This is a genomic window from Pedobacter sp. R-06, from assembly GCF_049913135.1.
Taxonomy (GTDB): Bacteria; Bacteroidota; Bacteroidia; order Sphingobacteriales; family Sphingobacteriaceae; genus Pedobacter.
Genome location: NZ_CP183977.1, coordinates 6021906 through 6044320, shown reverse-complemented (window position 1 = coordinate 6044320; position 22415 = coordinate 6021906). Strand labels below are relative to the sequence as shown.

Annotated in this window: 20 protein-coding genes; 5 read left to right on the top strand and 15 right to left on the bottom strand. The window is 39.2% G+C overall.

Going from position 1 to position 22415, the window contains the following annotated elements:
• Window positions 1-126: 126 nt before the first annotated feature.
• Window positions 127-1113, top strand: coding sequence for an alpha/beta fold hydrolase (locus ACN9MR_RS24565; RefSeq protein WP_426327106.1), 987 nt, complete (start codon window positions 127-129; stop codon window positions 1111-1113).
• A 126-nt stretch (window positions 1114-1239) separates the two neighbouring features.
• On the opposite strand, the gene ACN9MR_RS24560 is transcribed toward ACN9MR_RS24565, so the two are convergent.
• From ACN9MR_RS24560 to ACN9MR_RS24550, 3 genes are read right to left on the bottom strand one after another with little or no spacing between them, the layout of a single operon-like run.
• Complete coding sequence (locus tag ACN9MR_RS24560; RefSeq protein ID WP_426327105.1) at window positions 1240-2130, bottom strand: DUF6263 family protein; 891 nt, start codon at window positions 2128-2130, stop codon at window positions 1240-1242.
• Window positions 2131-2146: 16 nt separating this feature from the next.
• The gene (locus ACN9MR_RS24555; RefSeq protein ID WP_426327104.1) at window positions 2147-2920 is read right to left on the bottom strand and encodes a zinc-dependent peptidase; all 774 of its coding nucleotides are present in this window, start codon (window positions 2918-2920) and stop codon (window positions 2147-2149) included.
• 51 nt (window positions 2921-2971) lie between these two features.
• Window positions 2972-3997, bottom strand: coding sequence for a Gfo/Idh/MocA family oxidoreductase (locus tag ACN9MR_RS24550; protein WP_426327103.1), 1026 nt, complete (start codon window positions 3995-3997; stop codon window positions 2972-2974).
• 103 nt (window positions 3998-4100) lie between these two features.
• Between ACN9MR_RS24550 and ACN9MR_RS24545 the strand changes: the two genes are divergently transcribed.
• On the top strand, window positions 4101-4445 hold the full coding sequence (locus ACN9MR_RS24545; RefSeq protein ID WP_131028267.1) for a hypothetical protein: 345 nt from the start codon (window positions 4101-4103) through the stop codon (window positions 4443-4445).
• 639 nt (window positions 4446-5084) lie between these two features.
• Here ACN9MR_RS24545 and ACN9MR_RS24540 read toward each other — a convergent pair.
• From ACN9MR_RS24540 to ACN9MR_RS24525, 4 genes are all read right to left on the bottom strand, one after another.
• Window positions 5085-5762, bottom strand: coding sequence for an OmpA family protein (locus ACN9MR_RS24540; protein WP_029274435.1), 678 nt, complete (start codon window positions 5760-5762; stop codon window positions 5085-5087).
• Window positions 5763-5938: 176 nt separating this feature from the next.
• Window positions 5939-6631, bottom strand: coding sequence for an ABC transporter ATP-binding protein (locus ACN9MR_RS24535; RefSeq protein WP_426327102.1), 693 nt, complete (start codon window positions 6629-6631; stop codon window positions 5939-5941).
• A 2-nt stretch (window positions 6632-6633) separates the two neighbouring features.
• The gene (locus ACN9MR_RS24530) at window positions 6634-8106 is read right to left on the bottom strand and encodes a DUF5687 family protein (protein WP_426327101.1); all 1473 of its coding nucleotides are present in this window, start codon (window positions 8104-8106) and stop codon (window positions 6634-6636) included.
• 66 nt (window positions 8107-8172) lie between these two features.
• Entirely contained in the window at window positions 8173-9453 is a 1281-nt protein-coding gene (locus tag ACN9MR_RS24525; protein WP_426327100.1) for a replication-associated recombination protein A, read from the bottom strand.
• Window positions 9454-9574: 121 nt separating this feature from the next.
• Between ACN9MR_RS24525 and ACN9MR_RS24520 the strand changes: the two genes are divergently transcribed.
• Window positions 9575-9955 carry a VOC family protein gene (locus ACN9MR_RS24520; protein WP_426327099.1) on the top strand — a complete coding sequence of 127 codons (381 nt, stop codon included), beginning with the start codon at window positions 9575-9577 and terminating at the stop codon, window positions 9953-9955.
• A gap of 106 nt (window positions 9956-10061) precedes the next feature.
• On the opposite strand, the gene ACN9MR_RS24515 is transcribed toward ACN9MR_RS24520, so the two are convergent.
• The gene (locus tag ACN9MR_RS24515; protein WP_426327098.1) at window positions 10062-11360 is read right to left on the bottom strand and encodes an MFS transporter; all 1299 of its coding nucleotides are present in this window, start codon (window positions 11358-11360) and stop codon (window positions 10062-10064) included.
• A 159-nt stretch (window positions 11361-11519) separates the two neighbouring features.
• Here ACN9MR_RS24515 and ACN9MR_RS24510 point away from each other — a divergent pair, with 159 nt between their 5' ends.
• Complete coding sequence (locus tag ACN9MR_RS24510) at window positions 11520-12257, top strand: class I SAM-dependent methyltransferase (protein WP_426327097.1); 738 nt, start codon at window positions 11520-11522, stop codon at window positions 12255-12257.
• A gap of 106 nt (window positions 12258-12363) precedes the next feature.
• Here ACN9MR_RS24510 and hisS read toward each other — a convergent pair whose 3' ends face one another.
• The 6 genes from hisS to ACN9MR_RS24480 all read right to left on the bottom strand — a co-directional run bounded on the left by hisS (window position 12364) and on the right by ACN9MR_RS24480 (window position 17870).
• Complete coding sequence (hisS, locus tag ACN9MR_RS24505) at window positions 12364-13755, bottom strand: histidine--tRNA ligase (protein WP_426327096.1); 1392 nt, start codon at window positions 13753-13755, stop codon at window positions 12364-12366.
• A 244-nt stretch (window positions 13756-13999) separates the two neighbouring features.
• Window positions 14000-14743: a LytR/AlgR family response regulator transcription factor gene (locus ACN9MR_RS24500; protein ID WP_426327095.1), complete on the bottom strand. Its 744-nt coding sequence runs from the start codon at window positions 14741-14743 to the stop codon at window positions 14000-14002.
• Window position 14744: 1 nt separating this feature from the next.
• On the bottom strand, window positions 14745-15401 hold the full coding sequence (locus tag ACN9MR_RS24495) for a sensor histidine kinase (protein ID WP_426327094.1): 657 nt from the start codon (window positions 15399-15401) through the stop codon (window positions 14745-14747).
• Between the two features lie 2 nt (window positions 15402-15403).
• A complete protein-coding gene (locus tag ACN9MR_RS24490; protein WP_426327093.1) occupies window positions 15404-16333 on the bottom strand; it encodes a hypothetical protein in 930 nt (309 codons plus the stop codon).
• Window positions 16334-16526: 193 nt separating this feature from the next.
• Window positions 16527-16877 carry a translation initiation factor gene (locus tag ACN9MR_RS24485; RefSeq protein WP_426327092.1) on the bottom strand — a complete coding sequence of 117 codons (351 nt, stop codon included), beginning with the start codon at window positions 16875-16877 and terminating at the stop codon, window positions 16527-16529.
• Between the two features lie 111 nt (window positions 16878-16988).
• On the bottom strand, window positions 16989-17870 hold the full coding sequence (locus tag ACN9MR_RS24480) for a diacylglycerol/lipid kinase family protein (RefSeq protein ID WP_426327091.1): 882 nt from the start codon (window positions 17868-17870) through the stop codon (window positions 16989-16991).
• A gap of 225 nt (window positions 17871-18095) precedes the next feature.
• On the opposite strand from ACN9MR_RS24480, the gene metK reads away from it, so the two are divergent.
• Complete coding sequence (gene metK / locus ACN9MR_RS24475; RefSeq protein WP_029277640.1) at window positions 18096-19346, top strand: methionine adenosyltransferase; 1251 nt, start codon at window positions 18096-18098, stop codon at window positions 19344-19346.
• Between the two features lie 957 nt (window positions 19347-20303).
• Here metK and ACN9MR_RS24470 read toward each other — a convergent pair.
• Window positions 20304-22415 carry a peptidase domain-containing ABC transporter gene (locus tag ACN9MR_RS24470; RefSeq protein ID WP_426327090.1) on the bottom strand — a complete coding sequence of 704 codons (2112 nt, stop codon included), beginning with the start codon at window positions 22413-22415 and terminating at the stop codon, window positions 20304-20306.

The window sequence follows — 22415 nt, the reverse complement described above, 5'->3', positions numbered from 1 at the left end:
AAACCACACATATAATTTCTCTAAATATTATAGATTTTGCAAAAAGGGCATGATTTTTAAGCTAACTAATTGGCAAAAGTTTAACTTGGGCCAATTAGCTTTTTAGTTTTTTACATCAATACCATCATGAAGAGATATTTTCTTTTATTTGCCCTCAGCCTGTTCGTTTTTAGCCATGTACATGCACAAAAAATAGACACCCTATCTATCACCCTTGATAACGTTAAATACCCATATCCGGTTAAATATTTTCCTATCAATACCGAAGGGCAGGATATTAAAATGGCCTATATGGATGTTGCACCAACTGCAGCTGCTAATGGAAAAACGGCCATCCTTTTCCATGGGAAAAATTTTGGAGGTTATTACTGGGGCAATGTAATTAAAGCCCTAACCAACATCGGTTACCGGGTTATTGTACCCGATCAAATTGGTTTTGGTAAATCATCTAAAGCATTTATCCATTACAGTTTCCACCAAATGGCTACCTGGAATAAAAGACTTCTGGATACACTGGGCATTCGAAAAACCATAGTTTTAGGCCATAGCATGGGCGGCATGCTGGCTACGCGTTTTGCTTTGATGTACCCCGAGACAACCGAAAAACTCCTGCTCGAAAATCCAATCGGACTCGAAGATTATAAAACTTTTATTCCTTACATCACCACGGCACAACAGTACCAAACGGAACTTAAAACCACAGCTGAGAGCGTACGAAAGTATTACCAGGGCTCTTACTTTACGTATTGGAAACCTGAATACGAATACCTGGTAAGCATTGCGGGAGGGGTAACCAATAGTTCCGACTACCCGCGCTGGGCTAAAGTAGCCGCACTAACTTATACCATGATTTATGAACAACCTGTGGTATATGAATTTCAGAACTTAAAGGTACCTACTGTTTTATTTATCGGTAAGGAAGACAAAACCATCGTGGGCAAAGGGCTGCTTACGCCAGATCAACAGGCTTTACATGGTCAATACAAACTTTTAGGAAAGCAAACTGCAGCCAAAATTATCGGCGCTAAAATTATCGAATTTGATGCCTGCGGACATATTCCACACATCGAAATTCCGACGGAATTTCTGGTGGCATTAACAGGTAGTTTGTAATGCGGAGAAGTCAAATCAAAAAAGATGTCATCCTGAGCTTGTCGAAGGAAATTTTTTTTTGATTTCTTTTAAGAATAAGGGTCTTCGACAGGCTCAGACTGACAGTAGGAATAGCGAACTTAATTTCTAATTAACCTCTTTTCCTACAATTTTATTAATGCCCTGCATTTCGAAATCGATATCTTGCCCCATCGATTTCATTTTACCATAGAGCTCAACGCGAAGGTGGCTGTTAAGTACAATTCCGGTTTTCATATCAACTGAGGTTTCTCCAGAGTTGGTTCCTTGTAAATCCGTTTCCATTTTGTTGCCCATCACTTCAAAATTCCCTTTAGATACGAGGGTACCTTTTACGCCCAGTATGGCAACACCATCTTTCACTTCCTTCAACGTGTATTGCGTAATCGTTTCAATGGGCATACTCATCTGCATTTTGGTATCAACCGTCCAGCTATCGCCTATTTTAACAGGTTTATCAGGGTAAATTTTAAATGACGATTCCATGGTTTGTTTCACCACCTCATTACTAAATTGTTTACTTAAAGCATTTTTAATCTGTTTAACCTGACTGGTATCCTTAGTCATTCTTGCCGCCATATTATCGAGCATTTTATCTATACCAGCAACTGTTTTAATCCCACCATTTGGGGTTACCGTCATATAAAAAGACGCCCCTTTTAAGCCGCTAAAAGGATTCTTTTTGGTACTATCCTGCTCATCTGAATTGAGCGTCATAGTATTACCCATCGCAACCGATTTCATAGAAATTCTGTTGTAAGTTACTTTCACATCTTTTTCGCCACTATGGCCTTCTGTAATATCAAAAGTATAATCTGTTCCAATGCTTTGGGTTAAATGTACATCGCGACCAGCAATTTTCTGGTTAATAATCTGTTCGGAAGTAAGCGTGAAATCGTACTTATAACCCGTTGGATAATTTTGTTTTAACACATAGGTTTTCTGTGCAAAGACACTTATAGAGACCAAACTCCAGATAATTGTCGCAAATGTTTTCATTCGAGGATTGATCATTTTAACCTGCAGGCTGTTGCGCAAAAATGCGGCTTAACTGAAAATATAATTCCGGATGTTTATCCCTTAGCTGTTCAGGCTTTTCAAAGAAATATTCAGAAACTACAGCAAAAAACTCTGCCTGATTGGTGATGGCATAAGGATTAATATCCGATTTATTGTCTTCAATTTTTTCCATTTCCTCATGCATCATCTTAATCCATGGCAAAGTATATTCATGTGCAATTAAATTCTCCGGAACACCGTCTGTTGCACCGTCAGATTTATCTAAAAGGTGTACAAATTCGTGTATAGCCGTATTTTCTTTCCCTGCACTTTTAGAAAAACCATGTCGCAAGGCCGATCGTGATAAAATCATCTGCCCATTCATATAACCCGTACCTACCATGCCCATAATATTCCTTTCACCGCCTTCAAACTGAAAATCTTTATTAAAGGTATCAGGATACAATAAAACGCTGGTCAAGTTTTTGTATTGCCAATCGTCGAAACCAAAAATGGGGATAACTGCGCTCGAGGCAATCAGCAGTTCGTCTAATGTTGTCATTTCTAAACCTACCCCTTCTATCTTAACCGTGCTGAAAAACGCGGCCACTTTCTGCTCAAACCTCAGCTTATCGGTCGAATCAAGGTTATGGTAATACCCTACATAATCATCCAGTATCTTTTTGTCTACATCCGTTAAAGGATCAATAGCCACCTTCTTTTTTTTAAGGATGAGGTAAAGAGCGATAAGAAAAATAGGAATTAAGTAGGCAAGTGGCAGCGAGTTCATAAATGGGATTACACAGATTAGGGAATTACACAGATTGGATGATGGTTTATATTAGCTTTCGATAATTTCTAATTGGATCAAAACATCTTCGCGCGTAACCGGATAAGGTTTATTGTTGTTTATTGCTTGATAAACGGCTTCGAAAAGCGGTAAATAACTTCCTACTTCTGATGGAATTGACTCCTCAGTTTTATGGCCTTCAGCATCAATGGTTGTTAATAAACCATCTTTACTTGCGGGCTCAACGCCGTAGCCTGGATCGGTTAATTTCATACCCGCCAGCAACTGTTCTTCCTGAATATCGGTTCTTTGTTTAATAAAACTTCCATTTACGCCATGTAAAACAAACCCTGCCTGTGGGTTTACCACCAACATGCTCGAGGTTACAAAAACATACAAACTATTAGGGTAACTCAGCTGAATCGAGAAATAATCATCCACCAATGTGCCTACCCTGTTTTTACCGAGAACTTTATGGAAACTTAACGGCTTGCCAAACAGGCAGATTACCTGATCTAACAAGTGCGGACCTAAATCGTATAAAAGTCCGCTGGCCTCTACTGGGTTTTCTTTAAATGCCTTCGGTCCAATTACATTTCGATAGCGATCGTAACGCAGGTGCATTTCGTTCAATTTACCTAATTTTCCGCTTTCAATCACCTTTTTAACCGAGGTAAAATCACTGTCCCAACGGCGGTTCTGGTAAAAAAAGATTTGTTTCCCTACACTGTCAGCAAGTTCAAAAAGTTCCTTTGCCTGTGCTGCTGTAGCCGTAAATGGTTTCTCAACCAAAATATGTTTATGCTTGGTTAATGCTGCTTTGGAATGTTCATAGTGAAGATTATTGGGTGTATTAATAACAACCAATTCTATTTCCGTATCATTTAAAAGCTCATCAACGCTATTATAACTTGTAATATTAGGGTAATCATTAACCGCATTTTTATGACTGCGTTCTACTATAGCCTTTAAATTGAATCCACTATGTGCCTGTAAAAAAGGAGCATGAAAAACCTTCCCCGACATGCCATAAGCTAATAAACCGGCATTAATTGTTTTATTGATATTCGTATCCATAGGTTATAAATGTAGCTAAAAATACAATTACGATTCAAGCTTTAATGTTAAAACTGCAAAGCTTTTACCTAGGCCTTACACCTTTTTACCTTATCTTTGCAATATGAAGCCGTCGGAGATTAATGCCAAGTGGAAAGTTTTACAGGAAAAGATTTCAAAGGAATTTGATTCTGATTTTCCTGATTTAAAAGTAATGCTTTTTTTAATCGGTGTTCAGGAATTGGGCAAAGGACCAAAGAAATACAGTAAACGCCAAAAAGAAGAGCTGATGCACATTGCCACCTGCCGTTTATTGAGCGAAATGGGCTTTTATGAGCTTGAAGGCCTAGATCAGGATGGCTGGCCACATTGGAAGTTAATAAAAGCCATTCCACCTTATACCATGCTCGAGCAGGAAATGCTAATGAAATCGCTCGTGGTGAGTTATTTCGAGGATATTTATTCTTAGAACCTATCGTGGTGTCGGATATTTCTATTCGGCATCAATCTACTCCATCAGATGGTAACATCTGACGGCACAATATCTTATCATGGTGTTGGATGTTGCCATCCGACACGATCATTTATAGGTTTTGGAAAGCAAGGCCATTCACATCTATTTAAGTTAGTCGGGCTTTTCGCTATATCTCCCAATCCGATGAAGAATCGGGATTGGGAGGATGCCGCTTCAATTCCGTTTAAATTCAGCGGTCGGTGCAACTATTTGGGGTTGCAGGTGCACTAGAAAAACTTACGAAGCTGGCCTCGACCGTAGCCTAAGTGAAACTTCGGAAGTTTGGCCCTGCCCAGCACCAAACCCAAGTTAACTAAACCTGATAGAAACGGAAAGCCCGTAACGAAGTGGAGGCTTGAAGTGATAGCAGGGCTTTCGGAACCGATGTGCACAGGAACCTGATTTTCAAAAAACAACAAAATAATTTTATCACCCTCGAGTTAATCTTTTACCGTTTGGTCAGCCACTAAACGCGGAACACAAAAACGCTCATTTCCTGTCAGATGGTAACATCTGACTCCACAAAAAAACCCCGGTGGATGTACACCGGGGCTGGATTTATAATGACCTCATAGGTAGAGGGAAATTGCAATTTTATCCTTGTTTTTGTGCTGTGGCTTTTAATGCATCGTTAGCAACGATTACAATCTCTACACGACGGTTAGCTGCACGGCCAGCATCAGTTTCGTTATCTGCAATTGGCTCAGCAAAACCTTTACCAATGGTAACTAACCTTGATGATGGAACACCTTGAGAAACGGCATAAGCTTTAACTGCTGCTGCTCTTCTTTCTGATAGGCCCATATTATATTGCTCGGTACCACGGCTATCGGTATGACCGATAATTTTGATATCTGTATCAGGATATTGATTTAATGAAGAAGCTAAACTCTGGATATTTGTTTTAGCCGCATCTTTCAAAGCTGTTTTATCGAAATCGAATAAAATACCACTGTCGAATTTTACAATAATTCCTTCACCTTCACGAATAACTTCTGCGTTAGGAATAGCTTTCTGGATTTCAGCTGCCTGTCTGTCCATTCTACGGCCGATAAAAGCTCCGGCTGTACCGCCAATAGCACCACCAATCAAGGCTCCAACTGCTGTATTACCGGCTTTTTTACCGATCAATGCACCAATAACACCCCCGGCTGCAGCGCCAATACCAGCTCCTTTTTGTGTTTTAGTTAAACTATCACAACTTTGGAATGCCATCGAACCTACTGCTAACCCTATACTTAATGTTGCTATTCTTACTTTTGAAATACTCATAATAATCTAGATTTATAATTTCTACTCCTTATATTCAAACACAATGCCAAAAAGCAACCGAACTGTATTTTCAGTCTATTTTGCCCAAATTTCCCTACAAATAAGAATTATATGCATAAAAAAAGAGTCCCTAATAATGGAGACTCTTAGATAATGTATCATTCTTAGTACAAAAACTAAGCAGAGAAATAACTCTCCAACTCTTTCAGTGTATTTTCATCCGTTTTAAAATCTTTAATTACCTGCCCTTTTTCAACCAAAATGATCCGGTTACAAACATCGGTAACGTGATTTAAATCGTGACTGGAGATAAAGGTAGTCATGTTGCCTGTTTGCTCTTTCAATAGTTTCTTCAATCTGATCTGCGTGGTTGGATCGAGGTTGGCAAAAGGCTCATCCAAAATCAAGATTTCTGGCTTCTGCATCAGGGCAGCCGCAATTCCTACTTTATTCTGATTCCCTTTACTAAAATCGCGGATGTATTTCCCACTGTTTAATATTTCTCCGTTAAAGAACTCACCGTACTGGCTCAGATAGGCAGAAACATCAGCCACACTTAAGTTATTCAAACTGCCAATAAAAATAAAATACTCCTCAGGGGTTAAGTAATCAATCAGAAAACCTTCATCCAAAAATGATGCAGTATAATTCTTCCAGTTATCGTTGTGCATTACATTTTCGCCTTTTGATAAAACCTCGCCATTAGTTGGACGGATTAAATCTAAAAGCATTCGGAAGAAAGTGGTTTTACCAGCGCCGTTATTTCCAACTAAGCCAACGGTTTCGCCAGCACCAATCTGCAAATCTTCGATGTTTACAACGGTTTTATCGCCATAAACTTTTTGTAAATTCTTAACTTCTAAAATCATAATTATTCTCTAAAGCCTTCGGCTATTTTATAACGTTGTAATTCTAATCTTTTTGCAATGTAATTAACCCAAAAACCCCTTAACAATAACATGGCCAGGCCAAAAACAGATACGGCTACCAACCCCCAGTAAGGTTTGTTGAGCATGCCAAACGGCACATAAATTAATATAGGTGTAAGTGCATATGGAAACATTAACAACCATTGGGTAGCGCCAGTACCCTGATAGTTGAAGCTTGCCGCTTTAGTAATATCCAGTCTTTTATAGTTTAATGTAGCAAGATAGAGCACCACTACCGTACCAAAACCAATGTTGTATAAATAGGCTGCCAGGTGCAAGAGTAATAGCTTTGGACTTAAAAAGCCATAAAAACTCGCCAATAGGGTAATAATAGTACAGCCGATGGTAAATAGTAGAAATTTAGCCTTGATGTAATCTTTAAAATTGATTTTATTGGCTAATATCCCGTCAAAATGGGCACTTTGCCATCCAAACATAAACTGGCCATAAATAATGATCGAAACACCAGTCATAAAAATAGCACCAAACATCATTTGCCCGAAAGCATCGCGATCTATTGCTTTTTCTTTATAAAAGATAAACCCGTAAAACAGGAAGAAGAAACCAAGGATAACCGAAGAACGCGGGCGCTTGTGGCGAAGGATTAATTTCAGCTCTAAAGCTGCCAGTTCGCCTACTTTGCCAAAGCGGTTAAGAAAAGCATAATCGGTGCTCCCTTTCTTCTCTTGCTTTGTACTTAATTCCTCTACGTATAAATTTTTACGCAGGAAATTAGAATTGAAGTAAAATATGGCAATCGCAGCAATTGTAAATGCAAAACCAAATAAAGGCTGCGCAGCGATGGCCCTGAATACCACGTCAGAGCCGGCCATGATTGAAATAACCTTATAATATTCTAAAGCAGCAAAGGCAGCAATAACCACTAGACCTAAAAAGGTATAAAGTGTATTGGTGATCGATTTCCGTTTGATGTACAACACCATGTAGTTGTTAAAAATCATGATCGAAAATATCGAAATGATGTACATGATGGTGGTAACTGCACCAAGGCTTGGGGCAATTTTGATGAAACAGAACGGAAGAAAAATAAAAAATGGCCAAAGGTTAAATGCAGAGAACAGTGCTTTAACATTTAAAAACTTAATGATCTTACTCTTCTGGATTTTGAGATGCAGGTAAGGAATGATACTTAATGTTGGCAACTCCTGAAACTGCATGCGCATGATAAAATCGAATGCAAAATAATAGAGGATAATTCCGTTGAAGCTTTTAATTACATCTTGATCTGGAAAAAAGTAGGCCAGTAAATGAGACATGCCTAAGCCGGCTCCAAGTGCCAATGTAAAAAAATACAGCATAAAAAAGCCCAAAACAATTTGGCCGGCAATGCTGCTGCCCCTGTTTCGCGAACGCCAGAAAGATTTTCTTTGATGGCTTAAAAAAGTACTCAGCATATTTAGTTTAGGTGTTTGATTTTAGTCAATATATCTATTAGTATGCATTCAGCAAAAAATGTTACACTAATACTTGTATTTGTCTTTCCAGTTCTGTTTAAGCTTTTCACGTAACTTCTCTTCTGCAGGGTTTTTCCCCGGATCGTAAAGTTTAGTACTGCTTAATTCTTCTGGAAAATATTCTTGTGGCGAAAAATTGCCTTCATATCCGTGCGAGTATTGGTAATCTTTTCCATAACCGATATTTTTCATCAATTTGGTTGGTGCATTACGGATATGCAAAGGCACGGGCAAATTTCCTGTTTGCTTAACCAAGGCCTGCGCTTTGTTAATGGCCTCATAAGATGCGTTACTTTTAGGCGAACTGGCCAGATAGGTTACACACTGCGATAAGATGATCCTCGCCTCCGGATAACCGATTACATTCACCGCAGTGAAACAGTTATTGGCCAAAAGCAGGGCATTAGGGTTGGCATTGCCAATATCTTCTGAAGACAAGATCAGTAACCTGCGGGCAATGAACAAGGGATCTTCACCTCCCTCTATCATTCGGGCCAGCCAATAAACGGCAGCATTCGGGTCGCTGCCACGGATAGATTTAATAAAGGCCGAAATGATATCGTAGTGTTGCTCTCCGGCTTTATCGTATAACGCAAGGTTCTGTTGCGCATGTGCCAGCACATTTTCGTTGGTGAGTACAATTTTATTTCCGCCGATGCCATTAATGGCAATTTCGAGCACGTTTAACAATTTTCGTGCATCACCGCCCGATAAACGAATTAAAGCTTCATGTTCTTTTATGGAAATGTTCTTCTCTGATAGAATGCTATCTTTTTTAATGGCTGTTTCCAATAAACCCGCTAACTCTGTTTCGGTTAACGATTTTAAAATGTAAACCTGGCAACGGGAAAGTAAAGCGGAGATCACCTCGAAAGATGGATTTTCGGTTGTTGCGCCAATTAAGGTAACCAAACCTCTTTCTACTGCGCCCAACAGACTATCTTGTTGCGATTTGCTAAAACGGTGAATCTCATCAATAAACAAAATGGGTAGGCCCAAAAAACTATCCTTCAGCTGTGCGGCCCGATCGATAACTTCCCTAATATCTTTCACACCGCTGTTAATGGCGCTTAAGTTAAAAAACGGACGATCTAGTGCCTGCGAAATGATATAGGCCAAAGTTGTTTTACCCACACCGGGTGGCCCCCAAAAAATCATGGAGGGGAGCTGACTGCTTTCGATCGCTTTGCGTAAAACTGCACCTTCTCCAACTAAATGCTGTTGACCAACATATTCATCGAGATTTTGAGGGCGCATACGTTCGGCTAAAGGAGGCAGGTTTTGCATAACGGTAAATATATAAAAATTGAGTATTTTGTTTGTCGATAATTTACTAACCAAATATTGAAAGCATAAATCCCTGGTTGTTAAAACAAAAGGACGGATGCTTTAGTTCTAATTTAATACGATGGACATTAAAAACTTAGATCACCTTGTACTAACGGTTGCCAATTTAGAAAGCACCTGCAGGTTTTACAGCCTTGCCCTGGGAATGGAAATTATTGAATTTGGCGAAAACAGAAAGGCTTTGAAATTTGGGAATCAGAAAATTAACCTGCACCAATATGGAAGTGAGTTTGAACCAAAGGCTTTCAAACCTATGCCCGGAACTGCCGATCTATGTTTTATTACCGATTTCCCCTTACGCGAAGTGATGCAGGAACTTAAACAAAAATGCATCGAAATTGAAGAAGGACCTGTAGAACGCACTGGCGCCAATGGGAAAATCATATCTATTTACCTCCGCGATCCGGATATGAATTTAGTTGAAGTGAGTAATTACCTATAATTTGACGTCACCCTGAATTCATTTCAGGGTCTTATCTTTCCATGGTAGAAGCTGATCCCGAAATTTCGGGACATCATGAAGGCAGTTCTTCACTCCCGCTCGCAAATTAATCCTCAATCTTCGAGTGGTGTTTCGTATCTTTCATGGTGGTGTACAAAATCAGGGAGATTAAAATGCATCCGGTTACATACCAGTAGAAATAATTTTCGTGACCGATATTTTTAAACCATAGCGCAAAATATTCTGCAGTTCCACCAAAAATGGCAACAGTTAAAGCATAAGGTAGGCCTACACCCAAAGCCCTGATTTCGGCGGGGAACAGTTCTGCCTTAACCACGGCATTAATGCTCGTGTAACCGCTCACAATAATCAAGGCACCAATCATCAGCAAGAATATGATAGTAGTATTGGTTTCTTCAGCCAAACCGGTTAAAATGGGATAAGTACATAAAGTACCTAACACACCAAAACCAATTAATAAAGGTTTACGGCCAATTTTATCAGATAACAGGCCAAACAGCGGCTGCATAATGGCAAAAACCAACAGCGAAACGAATGATAAAGTTGTGGAGGTTTCTTTACTCAGGTGAACCGTATTCACCAAAAATTTCTGCATATAGGTACTAAACGTATAAAAGGCAATCGTTCCCCCCAAAGTTAAGCCTACTACGGTAAAAACTTCCTTTGGATACTTCATCAGTATGACAATGCCACCTTTTTTGTCTACCGAGCTTTTGCGTTTAAAGGCCGAGGTTTCGTCGATATGTCTGCGTAGGTACAGCGCGATGAAAGAAAGTATGGCGCCGATAAAAAATGGAATCCGCCAGCCCCATTCATGCAGTTCGGGAGGTGTAAGCAACCAGTTTTGCAAGATTAATTGAATGCCCAAAGCCAATAACTGCCCACCGATCAGGGTTACATACTGAAAACTTGAATAAAATCCACGATGCTTTTTGGTTGCCATTTCGCTGAGATAAGTGGCAGAAGTTCCATATTCGCCGCCAGTACTCAGGCCCTGGATCAGCCTTGCAAAGATCAGTAATAAGGGAGCTGCTATGCCGATCTGTTTGTAACCTGGGGTTAAACCGATAATTAATGATCCTATGGCCATGATGAGTACAGAAAGTGTCATCGAACGTTTTCGTCCTAACTTATCTGCAATGCTGCCAAACAACCAGCCACCGATAGGCCGCATTAAAAAGCCTACTGCAAAAATCCCTGCGGTATCTAACAATTGTGCGGTTGGATTACTATTGGGGAAAAAGGCTGGAGAAAAATAAAGTGCAAAGGCAGAATAGGTATACCAATCGTACCATTCCACAAGATTACCAACCGAACCACCAAATATAGATTTTAAACGATATTCCACATCCTTAATTTCGTTCTGTTGTATTGTCTTTTCCATAGTAGAGAATGAGTGATGGAGTGGATTTTGAATGATTGAATGAAACTTAACTTTAACACCTTTGTTATTCAAAAATATAATAATTTTATAAAGAAAGCGCGGAGTTATTTTCATTCTGATAGCATTCGCTCCTTCTATCATTCAGCACTCATTAATAAAATGAAAGATAATTTTTCTACCCAATCTGCCGATTACGCTATTTATCGGCCAACTTATCCGCAGGAACTGTATGATTATCTGTTTAGCCTAATAAAAAACAAAGAAACCGCCTGGGATTGCGCCACGGGGAACGGTCAGGTTGCACGCGTATTGGCCCAACATTTTGATGCGGTTTATGCAACGGATATCAGCGAGAATCAATTAAAGAATGCTTTACAGCTGCCTAATATTACGTATAAGGTTGAATCTGCAGAAAAGACTTCCTTTGAGGATAAAAGTTTTGATTTAATTACGGTGGCACAGGCCATCCATTGGTTTAATTTCGAAGCATTTTACGCTGAGGTAAAAAGAACACTAAAAGCAAATGGTCTTTTTGCGGTGATTGGTTATGGCCTAATGTTTATCGATAAAAAAGTAGATAAAGCTGTACATAAACTCTACGAAGATATTTTGGGCAAATATTGGGATAGCGAACGTCGTTATATTGAAGAAGGTTATAAAACCATCCCCTTTCCTTTTGAAGAGATTATTGCTCCTCATTTTCAGATTAAAACCACATGGAATTTTAACCAACTGATCGGCTATTTAAATACCTGGTCTTCTTTGCAGCATTATAAAAAGGTGAATGAACGCAACCCATTAGAGTATATGTTTACCGAATTAAAAGAAGCCTGGGGGGATGATGCTGAGAAAGGTGTCCATTTCCCGATTTTACTGCGAATTGGCAGGCTGGCTTAACCGCAAAGGTAAAGAAGGCAAGCGCAAAGTGCACAGAGCAGAGGACCTAACAGATCCTCTGCGTTTCTTTGCGAAAACCTTTGTGTACTTTGCGGTGAAACCGATGTTATTTCAGTAATTCCAGAATACCTAAAACAGTCAGCTTTTTCTGCTCTCCGCTTTGCATATCTTTCAATGTAAGTTCTCCGCTTGCAATTTCATCACCACCTATTAAAATTACATAAGGGATGTTCTTCGCATCGGCATAGGCCATTTGTTTTTTTAGTTTCGCCGAAATTGGGTATAACTCTGCTGAAATCCCTGCATTTCTGAATTGCTGAACAATTGGCAAAGCATATTTTTCAGCGTCTGCATCAAAGTTGCTGATCAACACTTTTGTTCCGACTTCTGCTGAGGCAGGGAAAAGGTTCAGCTCTTCCAATACATCGTAAATACGATCTGCACCGAAAGAAACACCAACTCCGGTTAAATCTTTTAAACCGAACATGCCAGTTAAGTCATCGTAACGACCCCCGCCACCGATGCTCCCCATGGCCACTTCGTTGGTTTTAACTTCGAAAATACAGCCTGTATAATAGTTTAACCCACGGGCTAAAGTAATATCTAACTCTAATTTAGCCGTTAACGGTAAACCATAAGAAACCAGGCTTTCTACATATTCAAAAACCTGTTCTATTTCAGCAATGCCTTTTAACCCGGTTTCTGACTGCGCCAAAACTTCTTTCAAGCTAGCTAGTTTTTCTTCGTTAGTGCCTTCTAGCAAAATCACTGGGCGAAGTTTTTCTAAATCCGCTTCGGTAAAACCACGTTCTAACAATTCTTTACTTACACCATCTAAACCGATTTTATCTAATTTATCGATGGCTACGGTCATATCTATAATTAAATCTGGTTTACCAATAATTTTAGCAATACCCGATAAAATTTTTCTGTTGTTGATTTTTATGCTGAAATCTTTCAAACCCAGTTTGCTCAAAGCTTCATTGTAGATTAAAATAAATTCAGCTTCGTTCAATAAACTGTCAGATCCCACCACATCCACATCGCATTGATAAAACTCACGGTACCTGCCTTTTTGCGGACGGTCTGCACGCCAAACAGGCTGAACCTGAAAACGTTTGAAAGGCAAGGTGATTTCGTGCTGGTGCATTACTACATAACGTGCAAATGGCACTGTTAAATCGTAACGCAAGGCTTTTTCAGAGATTAACGGAATCAGTTTATTGCTATTATCTTCATCTGCAAAATTGAAAGATTTCTTTTTTGGATCTTTAAGAAACTCGCCACTGTTTAAAATTTTAAAAATCAGTTTATCGCCTTCATCACCATATTTCCCTGTCAAAGTAGAAAGGTTTTCGAAACTTGGGGTCTGGATTTCGGCGTAACCATATTTTCTGAAAACCGTTTTAATGGTATCGTAAATAAAGTTGCGTTTTACCATTTCAACCGGAGAAAAATCGCGGGTACCTTTTGCTAATGAGGGTTTAATAACTGACATAGCCGCAAAAGTACAAAAATGTAAGGTTTAAACCTCGCAGGTTTTTAATGGTCTGCTTAAAAATTCTGAGTTATTAAATCTACAAATGCTAATTGGCAGCTTAAAATTGCCAATTGGTTTGGGCGTTTCCCAAGCTGCGCAAGGGCCGGGCTTTCCAGGGCTGCGCTTCGCTCCGGTACCAATGAAGGATCGGTACTGAACCCTTACAATCCCTAACGCGAACTTGCCGCTTTGTTCATGAGGCCTACTTCCCCAGCACCTCTTTTACCATTTCTCTATTCGGTTTAGATACCGGGATTTTATCGCCATTGTTCATCAGCAACATACCACCATCTTCTTTAAGCCAGCTTTTTACAAATTTCGGGTTAACCAGATGGCTTTGGTGTGCCCGCACAAAACCGTGCGGTTTGAGCAGATCAGAATATTCTTTTAATGGTTTTGAAATCAGAATTTTATCGCCATTGCTTAAAAAGAAAAAAGTGTAAGTGTTATCGGCCACACAACGCATAATATCATCCACTGAAACATAACGGATTTCGTGCTGCTGTGGCAAGGCAATTTTTGGTGTACTTGGCTCATTCTTCTTGATCTGACTCAGTAAAAAATTGAGCTGCTCCCCATGTATTTTTTTTTTGATCCTGATTTCGGCTTTTTCAACAGCCACTTTTAATTCATCAGGATCTACAGGCTTTAGTAGATAATCCAGGGCCGCAAATTTTACAGCCTGGATTCCATAATTATCATGGGCCGTTACAAAAACCACTTCAAAAGTTTTCTCCGCAAGTTGGTTCAACAAATCAAAACCGGTTGTTTTAGCCATTTGGATGTCTAAAAAAAGTAGATCGGGATGGTGAAGATTAACCTGGGCAAAGGCATCGTTAATATTACTTGCAATAGCAACCACCTTAATGTTTGGGCAATGCTTATCCAGTAGAATCCTGAGATTTTCTAAATTGGCCGCTTCGTCATCTACTAAAATTGCACGCATCTTATAACCATTGACTTAATTTGATCTTAATTACTGCCCCATTTGCATCTGCTTTCATATCTAATAAAAACTGATTTTCCTTATAAATAGAATTGAGTAAAGATATCCTGTTTTTAGTCAAAGCCAAACCCAATCCTTCGTAATTTTGGGCTACATCAAAACCACTTCCATTATCTTTTATACTTAAAATCAGGTCCGTTAATTGTGCAGTAAAACCAATTTCGATCTTACCATCATTTCCTTTCTCGGCAATACCATGTTTTACGGCATTTTCTACAAACGGTTGCAAAAGCATTGCTGGTATTTCTATATTCTCTACATCTAAATCAGGGGAGGCGGTGATCTGGTATTGAAAACCAAATCGCAGTTGCTCCATCTGCAGGTAATCATCGAGCAAGGTTTTCTCAGAAGTTAAACTGATGAGTTCTTTATGATCTAAAACATTGCGTGTTAAGCGGGCAAACTTAATTAGGTAACGGTTGGCATTGTCTGTATCGTTTTTGTTCATTAGATTTTGAATGCCAGCAAGTGCATTGAACAAAAAATGTGGGTTTAATTGTGAGCGGACAGATTCTAAACGGAGTTTGGCGATTTCTTTTTCCTGAGATTTCTGAGCAAGTATCTTAGCAGCCTTTTTTTTTCGATTATTAAGGATCAAAACTAATATAAGACCACAAAGGCCACCTGTAATCCCCCCCTTACCAGGTCTTTAGATGTAAAAAAACTTTCTTTTGGTTTCTCTACTGTAAAATGAAAAGTTCTAGCCAACGAGTTATCTATCAAATAAGTAAATGTTTGAGTTTTTGGGTATACCGAAACTTTATACCTACCCGGCTTAACAAATGCACTAACATCGATATCTCCAACTACACTACCAGTCGCTTTAATCGATTTCCATTTAGGTTCTAACATGGCCACCGAACGAGCATCAACATTATCAACAACTACAGTGTAAAGAATATTAATATCTGTATTTTTCATGCCAACTCTTATACCTTTCACTTTTTCGTCAACAATTAAATTGGTTTTATTCTTGATATTCTGAATTGTGTTCTTACCTAATAACTGAAATGATAGCGACCGTGGCGCCAAAAGTGGCTTATTGTATATAATTACTGAGGTGACTTTTTTTTCACGATCAGTTCTGAATATTTGAACTTCTATTTTTTTATTTACCACATTAAACGCACCTAAATCTACAGCTACATAATTTGGGAGTACGCTCCCTCTGCCCCATTTATATTTTATTTTCTGTGGAATCGCATCCTTTTTAAGTATTACAGAGTCGTTCTCTATAATGGAATACCTGTAAAAACTTAAACTATCTTTTTGTATCCGGGTCTCAAGTTCGATTGATGTGGCCCCTTTCAATAAAACGATATTTCCAAAAGGAAAGTTATTTACATATTCGAATGGGGTGACTTGTTTTGTCCCGCTATCCACTAAAAGAAAAATGTTGGATTTTGAATATTTTCTTTCGACTGAGTAATGTTTAGTATTACCATACTCATCAACCAAATATTTATTTTTCTGTGCATTTGCACCGAAAGCAAAAAGCAGTAAGGAAATAGAAAGGAATATCTTTTTCATGCGTTTAATTTTTCATAAACATCTTGCGAAAAATCTGCTTAAGAAACATTAAAACAGGATATGAACTAGATAAACTAGTAAATAGAACTATTGCGATAGTATTTAGATTTAAGAGCAACTAATTTAATGATAATGGTGTAATACGTAAAAGCAATACAACAGTGATTTAGTCCTAGAATAATCGCATTGAATATTATCCCCCAGCTTTTTTCACTTTATAGCCATCTTTCTGAAGGATGCCCATTACTTTATCGCGCACATCGCCCTGGATCATGATTTCCCCATCTTTAACCGAGCCACCTACACCACATTTGGTTTTAAGCATCTTGCCCAATACTTCTAAATCTTCAGAGCGGCCTTTAAAGCCTGTAATTAAGGTTACCGCCTTACCACCACGGTTCTTTTTATCGAGCATTACCCTTAAATCCTGTTGATTGTTTGGCGAAGTAACGGCATCATCAACTTCTTCTTCGTATTCGAATTCTGGATTGGTAGAATACATAATTCCGCCAAGATCACTTAAACTATTTTTCTTTGGTTTCATGTTTTATAAAAGTTCATTGGTTCACCGGCCATTGGTTCTTTGGGGTTAACCGGTTAATTGCCTAAATCGGTTAATCGACGCCAAACCCCAAACGCTCAACTCCAAACTTAACTAGGGCACAATCACTTTTAACGAGAGTGGATTTACTACCGCCTCAATTTCTGTTCCCATTTGTAAGGGCTCGCCATCCACATGCACTGCGCTAGCTTTTTCTCTGGTAATTTTAATGTTTTTTCCTTTAATAATTTCGATCATATCTGATGTCTCGGCCTTCCCTCTTAACATTACATAACCCAATAATGGCAATTTTATTATCGGAAAAGGTTTAATAATGCAAACATCAAGCAAGCCATCTTTTACCGAAGCGTTAGGTGCGATATAAACATCGTTGCCATACTGCGATGAATTGGCTATGCTAATGGCAAAAGCTTTTCTGGTATATGCAGCGCCATCAATGTTTAGCAAATAAGTTTGTGCTTTATAGTTAAAAACTTCTTTAAAGCCCAGCTTTACATAGCCTGATAGGCCCCGCTTTTTATCTTTCGAAAAAACAGCACTCAAATGGGCATCGAACCCCATACCAGCCAAGTTGAAAAAACATTTGTTATTAAACTCGGCCGTATCAATTTCATCAACCTTAAAATTATTGATCAGGGAAAGTGCATACCTTAAATTTTTCGATATTCTTAAAAACCTGGCGAGGCCGTTTCCTGATCCAAGCGGTAAAATCCCTAAAATCTTTTTGTGTTTTAATACTTTACTGGCCACCTCATTAATGGTACCATCGCCACCTGCAGCAACAATGACGTCGAAATTTTTAGTCGCGGCTTCGTCTGCCAATTCGCCGGCATGACCAACATATTCGCTAAAAACAAAGTTTGGGCTAAATTTTTCCTTATCCAGATATTGATCAATAAAATCAGGGATGCGTAACTTCCCTCGCCCACCAGAGATAGGGTTTATAATAAAGAGGATATTGATCTTTGTGTGCAAAGTGTAAGAATGAATGCACAAAATAATCTATAATTTTTGAAATAAAGAAAATATGCTAATTTTGCACCAGTAAAAAAGTGGATTGATTTGCTATCCCGACACATCGGGACCGGATTGCAACCACTTAAAAAAATTGCTAATGCCTCCTTTCAATCATTTAAACACCTGTTTCCAAGGGGTTTGGCAAGTATTAATTTGTTTATTTACCATTAATTTATTTAATAAATGTCATATTTATTTACATCAGAATCTGTTTCTGAAGGCCACCCAGATAAAATCGCCGATCAAATTTCGGATGCATTAATTGATAACTTCTTAGCATTCGATCCAGAATCAAAGGTTGCTTGCGAAACTTTGGTAACTACGGGTCAGGTTATTTTGGCTGGTGAGGTAAAATCTAAAACATATTTAGATGTACAACAGATTGCCCGCGATGTAATCAAGAAAATTGGTTACACCAAAAGCGAATATATGTTTGAGGCCAACTCTTGCGGAATTTTATCGGCAATACACGAGCAATCTCAGGATATTAACCAAGGTGTAGATAGAAGCAATAAAGAAGAACAAGGTGCTGGCGATCAGGGTATGATGTTCGGTTACGCCACCAACGAAACTGAAGATTATATGCCTTTGGCATTAAACCTTTCTCATAAATTATTACAGGAACTTGCTGTTCTCCGCCGCGAAAATAACGAAATCACTTATTTACGTCCAGATGCTAAAAGCCAGGTTACTTTAGAGTACGACGATAACAATAAACCAGTGCGTATCGATGCGATTGTAATTTCTACACAGCACGATGATTTTGATGAAGAGGCAACAATGTTGGCTAAAATCAAAACTGATTTAGTGAATATCCTGATCCCAAGAATTATAAAAAGTAATCCTGCCTACGCACATTTATTTAATGATAAAATTGAATACCACATTAACCCAACCGGCAAATTTGTAATTGGTGGCCCGCATGGCGATACTGGTTTAACCGGAAGAAAAATTATTGTCGATACTTACGGCGGTAAAGGTGCACATGGTGGTGGTGCTTTCTCGGGCAAAGATCCAAGTAAAGTAGATAGAAGTGCGGCTTATGCCACACGCCATATTGCTAAAAACTTAGTGGCAGCTGGCGTGGCCGACGAAATTTTGGTTCAGGTATCATACGCTATCGGTGTTGCAAAACCAATGGGTATCTACATCAATACTTACGGCACAGGTAAGGTGGGTAAAACGGATGGCGAGATTGCTAAAATTGTAGAATCGATTTTCGATATGCGTCCTTACTTTATTGAGCAACGCTTGAAATTAAGAAACCCAATTTATAGCGAAACTGCTGCTTATGGGCACATGGGCCGCACCCCAGAAACGGTTACCAAAACTTTCAGAACACCAAACGGTGAAGAAAAAACAGTTACGGTAGATTTATTTACCTGGGAAAAATTAGATTACGTAGATCAGGTTAAAGCTGCTTTCGGTATTTAATACTTGGAATAAATTTATAGAAAAAGGCGTTGCAACATTGCAGAACGCCTTTTTTTTTGTCGTGCAGTCAGATATTGCCATCTGACTGGATAGATTTGTGTCAGGTGGTAACACCTGACACCACTAAAACAGCAGAAAAATATTGATCGCTTTTTGAAAAGCAGGGTTCTGAGTGCATCGGTTTCGAAAGCCCTGCCATCCGCTTTACCGCTCTGCGTTCGGTGCTCGCTCCTGTCAGGTTTAGTTAACCTGGGCTGGTGGTTCTTGGGGTGATAATCCGCCTAAGAAATAAATACACTGAAACTGTGCTATTTTCCAGTAATATTGGTAAAACCTTTTTTTTAAAGACCCTGAAATAAATTACCTGCGGTGAGCTCGCTTAAGGCTCGGTTTACTGCGTATCTTTCCGCTACGCTCCAGGTCAGGGTGACGCAAAGAGAGCTAAATCTGATTGACGCGGGTAGTTCCCTCGTCTAAAATCAGAATTTGTTGTCGTGCAGTCAGATGTTACCATCTGACTGGATAGATTTGTGTCAGGTGGTAACACCTTACACCACCAAAAAAATCATTGATAACTTTTTTGAAAAGCAGGGTTCTGCGCACATCGGTTCCGAGAGCCCCGCCATCCGCTTTACCGCTCTGCGTTCGGTGTCCGCTCCTGTCGGGTTTAGTTAACCTGGGCTGGTGGTTCTTCAGAAAGGTAATACTCTTAAAAATAAATATTTTGAAACTGTGCAGACTTCCGGTAATAGTAGCAAAGGCCTAACTACCCAAACCTGATTGACACGGGTAGCTCCCGATTTTTTTCTAATCGGGACTACAAGCAAAAAGCAGGACGGACATTAAAAAGACTTACTGCAATTGCTTTCCAAAAACCAATATTAAATATTTAGGCTTTCTCCCTCCGCTGAACTTACGAAGTTTGCACACACTCATCCCCTAATAAACTTCGTGAGTTTAGGCCAAATGGTATTTCAGTTCCTGGTGACTACCCTGCTCAACTACTAAACCTTTATCTAATACAATAATTTTATCAGCATTGTTAAGCGTACTCGATCGGTGTGTGATTACTATTATGGTTTTCTGTTCTGCTTTTAAAAGTTCGATCATGCGTTGTACGTGTTGCTCCGAAACCGAATCGAGCGATGAAGTAGCTTCATCTAAGATCAGAATTTCCGGATCGCGGTATAAAGCCCTTGCGATGGCAATCCGCTGCCTTTGACCGCCTGATAAAGATGTTCCGTTTTCACCAAGATATGTCTGAAAGCCTTTAGGTAAAGCCTCAATAAAGCCAATTAAGCCAAGTTTAGTGGCAATATCAATAATCCTTTGCATATCGGGTTCTTCTTCACCAATGGCAATATTGTCGATTACATTACCAGCAAATAAATCAATCTGCTGGGGCACAACTGATACCATTCTACGGAGCGAAGAATTGGTAATGTATTTCAGATCATATTTACCTATGCGCACATTGCCTCCCTGTATCGGATAAATATTCTGCAGAATAGACATCAAAGTCGATTTCCCTGACCCACTCTCGCCCACGATGGCCGTAAATTTCCCTTGTGGAATGGTTAAATTCAGGTTTTCGAAAACGGGCAGCCTTGCCCCATAGCGGAAAGAAACATTTTCGAAATGAATATCTCCAATTTTATCAGTACTCAGTTCAATCTGGTTCTCATCACTTTCGCGTTCCAGATCCATAATTTCGAATAACCTGTCGGCCGCAATTACCGCATCCTGTACGGTTTTATTCATTCCGATTAAAGATGACACTGGCCCTGTAAAATAACCGATCAAAGTATAAAACGACAATAATTCTCCAGGGGTGATTGAATTGCTTAATACATAACCCGCTCCCACCCAAAGTAATACAATGGTAATCATACGCGAAATAAACTCGGTAGAAGTTCCTGATACAACAGCATTTATATTCGATTTAAAGCCTGCCTGGAGCAACTTGATGAAACGGGTTTCGGTTTTATCGTTAGCATGATCTTCTAAGCCGAAACGTTTAATGGTACCTACTGCATTTAAGCTCTCTACCAATTGCGATTCGAGCTCGGCAGCATCTTCCATTAACCTACGCTGTGTACGTTTATTAAATTTATCGGTAATTGCATAGATTATTAGGTATAACGGGATAACAGTAAGCGTGATGAGTGCTAGTTTCCAGTAGTAGGTAAACATCATGATAAATGAGAAGAAAACAATAAAAATGTTGACTACAAAATTTACGCATACATCATTTAAAAATGTTCTGATTTTTACGGCATCATTAATCCTCGAAATAATTTCGCCCACCCGCATGGTATCAAAAAACTGCTGTGGTAAACGGAGCAGGTGTTTGTAATAGCCTAAAATAAGCTGCGAATCGATTAACTGGCCTGTTTTTAAGGTAAAAATTGTTTTGGCCGAGCCAATAAACAGCTGTACCAGAAGAATAACCATCATGGCTATACTCATAAGGTTTAGCAGATTATGGTTACCATCTACCAGCACAAAATCAACTAATTTCTGAACAAAAATAGAGGTGGATAAACCCAGTACAGTATAAACAATAGCACCAAATAAAACTTGCGTCAGAATGCCTTTGTGCGGTTTAATCAAACTCCAAAATCTCCCCTGGATTGATTTTTTTTCATTGCCGGCCTGAAAATCTTCTGACGGCAACAATAATACTAAAGCACCAGTCCATTCCTTTTTGAATTCATCATGCGTTTTACGGTGCACTTTCCCATCTATAGGGTCCATCACCTCTATAAACTTGCTGTTTACTTTGTAAATCACTACATAATGCTGAAGGATATCATTCACAATGATATGTGCTATAGCGGGCGTAGGTATTTTAAATAAACTATCAAAAGGTGCCTTAACACCTTTCGCTTCAAATCCTAGTTTTTGGGCCGCTTCTACAAGTCCTAAAACGGTTGTACCTTTTTTGTCAGTTCCGGCAAGCTGCCTGATGCGGGCAACGGCCAAATCTAATTTATAATGAGCAGCAATTGAAGCCAGACAAGCCGCACCACAATCTGTTATATCTCGTTGCTTAACTTTTGTACTCAT

Coding starts and splice junctions, on each gene's coding strand:
- ACN9MR_RS24470 (WP_426327090.1), bottom strand. CDS start 22,415: ATGAGTACAAAAGTTAAGCAACGAGATATAACAGATTGTGGTGCGGCT.
- ACN9MR_RS24520 (WP_426327099.1), top strand. CDS start 9,575: ATGGACATTAAAAACTTAGATCACCTTGTACTAACGGTTGCCAATTTA.
- ACN9MR_RS24525 (WP_426327100.1), bottom strand. CDS start 9,453: ATGCAAAACCTGCCTCCTTTAGCCGAACGTATGCGCCCTCAAAATCTC.
- ACN9MR_RS24565 (WP_426327106.1), top strand. CDS start 127: ATGAAGAGATATTTTCTTTTATTTGCCCTCAGCCTGTTCGTTTTTAGC.
- ACN9MR_RS24555 (WP_426327104.1), bottom strand. CDS start 2,920: ATGAACTCGCTGCCACTTGCCTACTTAATTCCTATTTTTCTTATCGCT.
- ACN9MR_RS24530 (WP_426327101.1), bottom strand. CDS start 8,106: ATGCTGAGTACTTTTTTAAGCCATCAAAGAAAATCTTTCTGGCGTTCG.
- ACN9MR_RS24535 (WP_426327102.1), bottom strand. CDS start 6,631: ATGATTTTAGAAGTTAAGAATTTACAAAAAGTTTATGGCGATAAAACC.
- ACN9MR_RS24515 (WP_426327098.1), bottom strand. CDS start 11,360: ATGGAAAAGACAATACAACAGAACGAAATTAAGGATGTGGAATATCGT.
- ACN9MR_RS24510 (WP_426327097.1), top strand. CDS start 11,520: ATGAAAGATAATTTTTCTACCCAATCTGCCGATTACGCTATTTATCGG.
- ACN9MR_RS24485 (WP_426327092.1), bottom strand. CDS start 16,877: ATGAAACCAAAGAAAAATAGTTTAAGTGATCTTGGCGGAATTATGTAT.
- ACN9MR_RS24550 (WP_426327103.1), bottom strand. CDS start 3,997: ATGGATACGAATATCAATAAAACAATTAATGCCGGTTTATTAGCTTAT.
- ACN9MR_RS24500 (WP_426327095.1), bottom strand. CDS start 14,743: ATGCGTGCAATTTTAGTAGATGACGAAGCGGCCAATTTAGAAAATCTC.
- ACN9MR_RS24545 (WP_131028267.1), top strand. CDS start 4,101: ATGAAGCCGTCGGAGATTAATGCCAAGTGGAAAGTTTTACAGGAAAAG.
- metK (WP_029277640.1), top strand. CDS start 18,096: ATGTCATATTTATTTACATCAGAATCTGTTTCTGAAGGCCACCCAGAT.
- ACN9MR_RS24560 (WP_426327105.1), bottom strand. CDS start 2,130: ATGAAAACATTTGCGACAATTATCTGGAGTTTGGTCTCTATAAGTGTC.
- ACN9MR_RS24490 (WP_426327093.1), bottom strand. CDS start 16,333: ATGAAAAAGATATTCCTTTCTATTTCCTTACTGCTTTTTGCTTTCGGT.
- ACN9MR_RS24540 (WP_029274435.1), bottom strand. CDS start 5,762: ATGAGTATTTCAAAAGTAAGAATAGCAACATTAAGTATAGGGTTAGCA.
- hisS (WP_426327096.1), bottom strand. CDS start 13,755: ATGTCAGTTATTAAACCCTCATTAGCAAAAGGTACCCGCGATTTTTCT.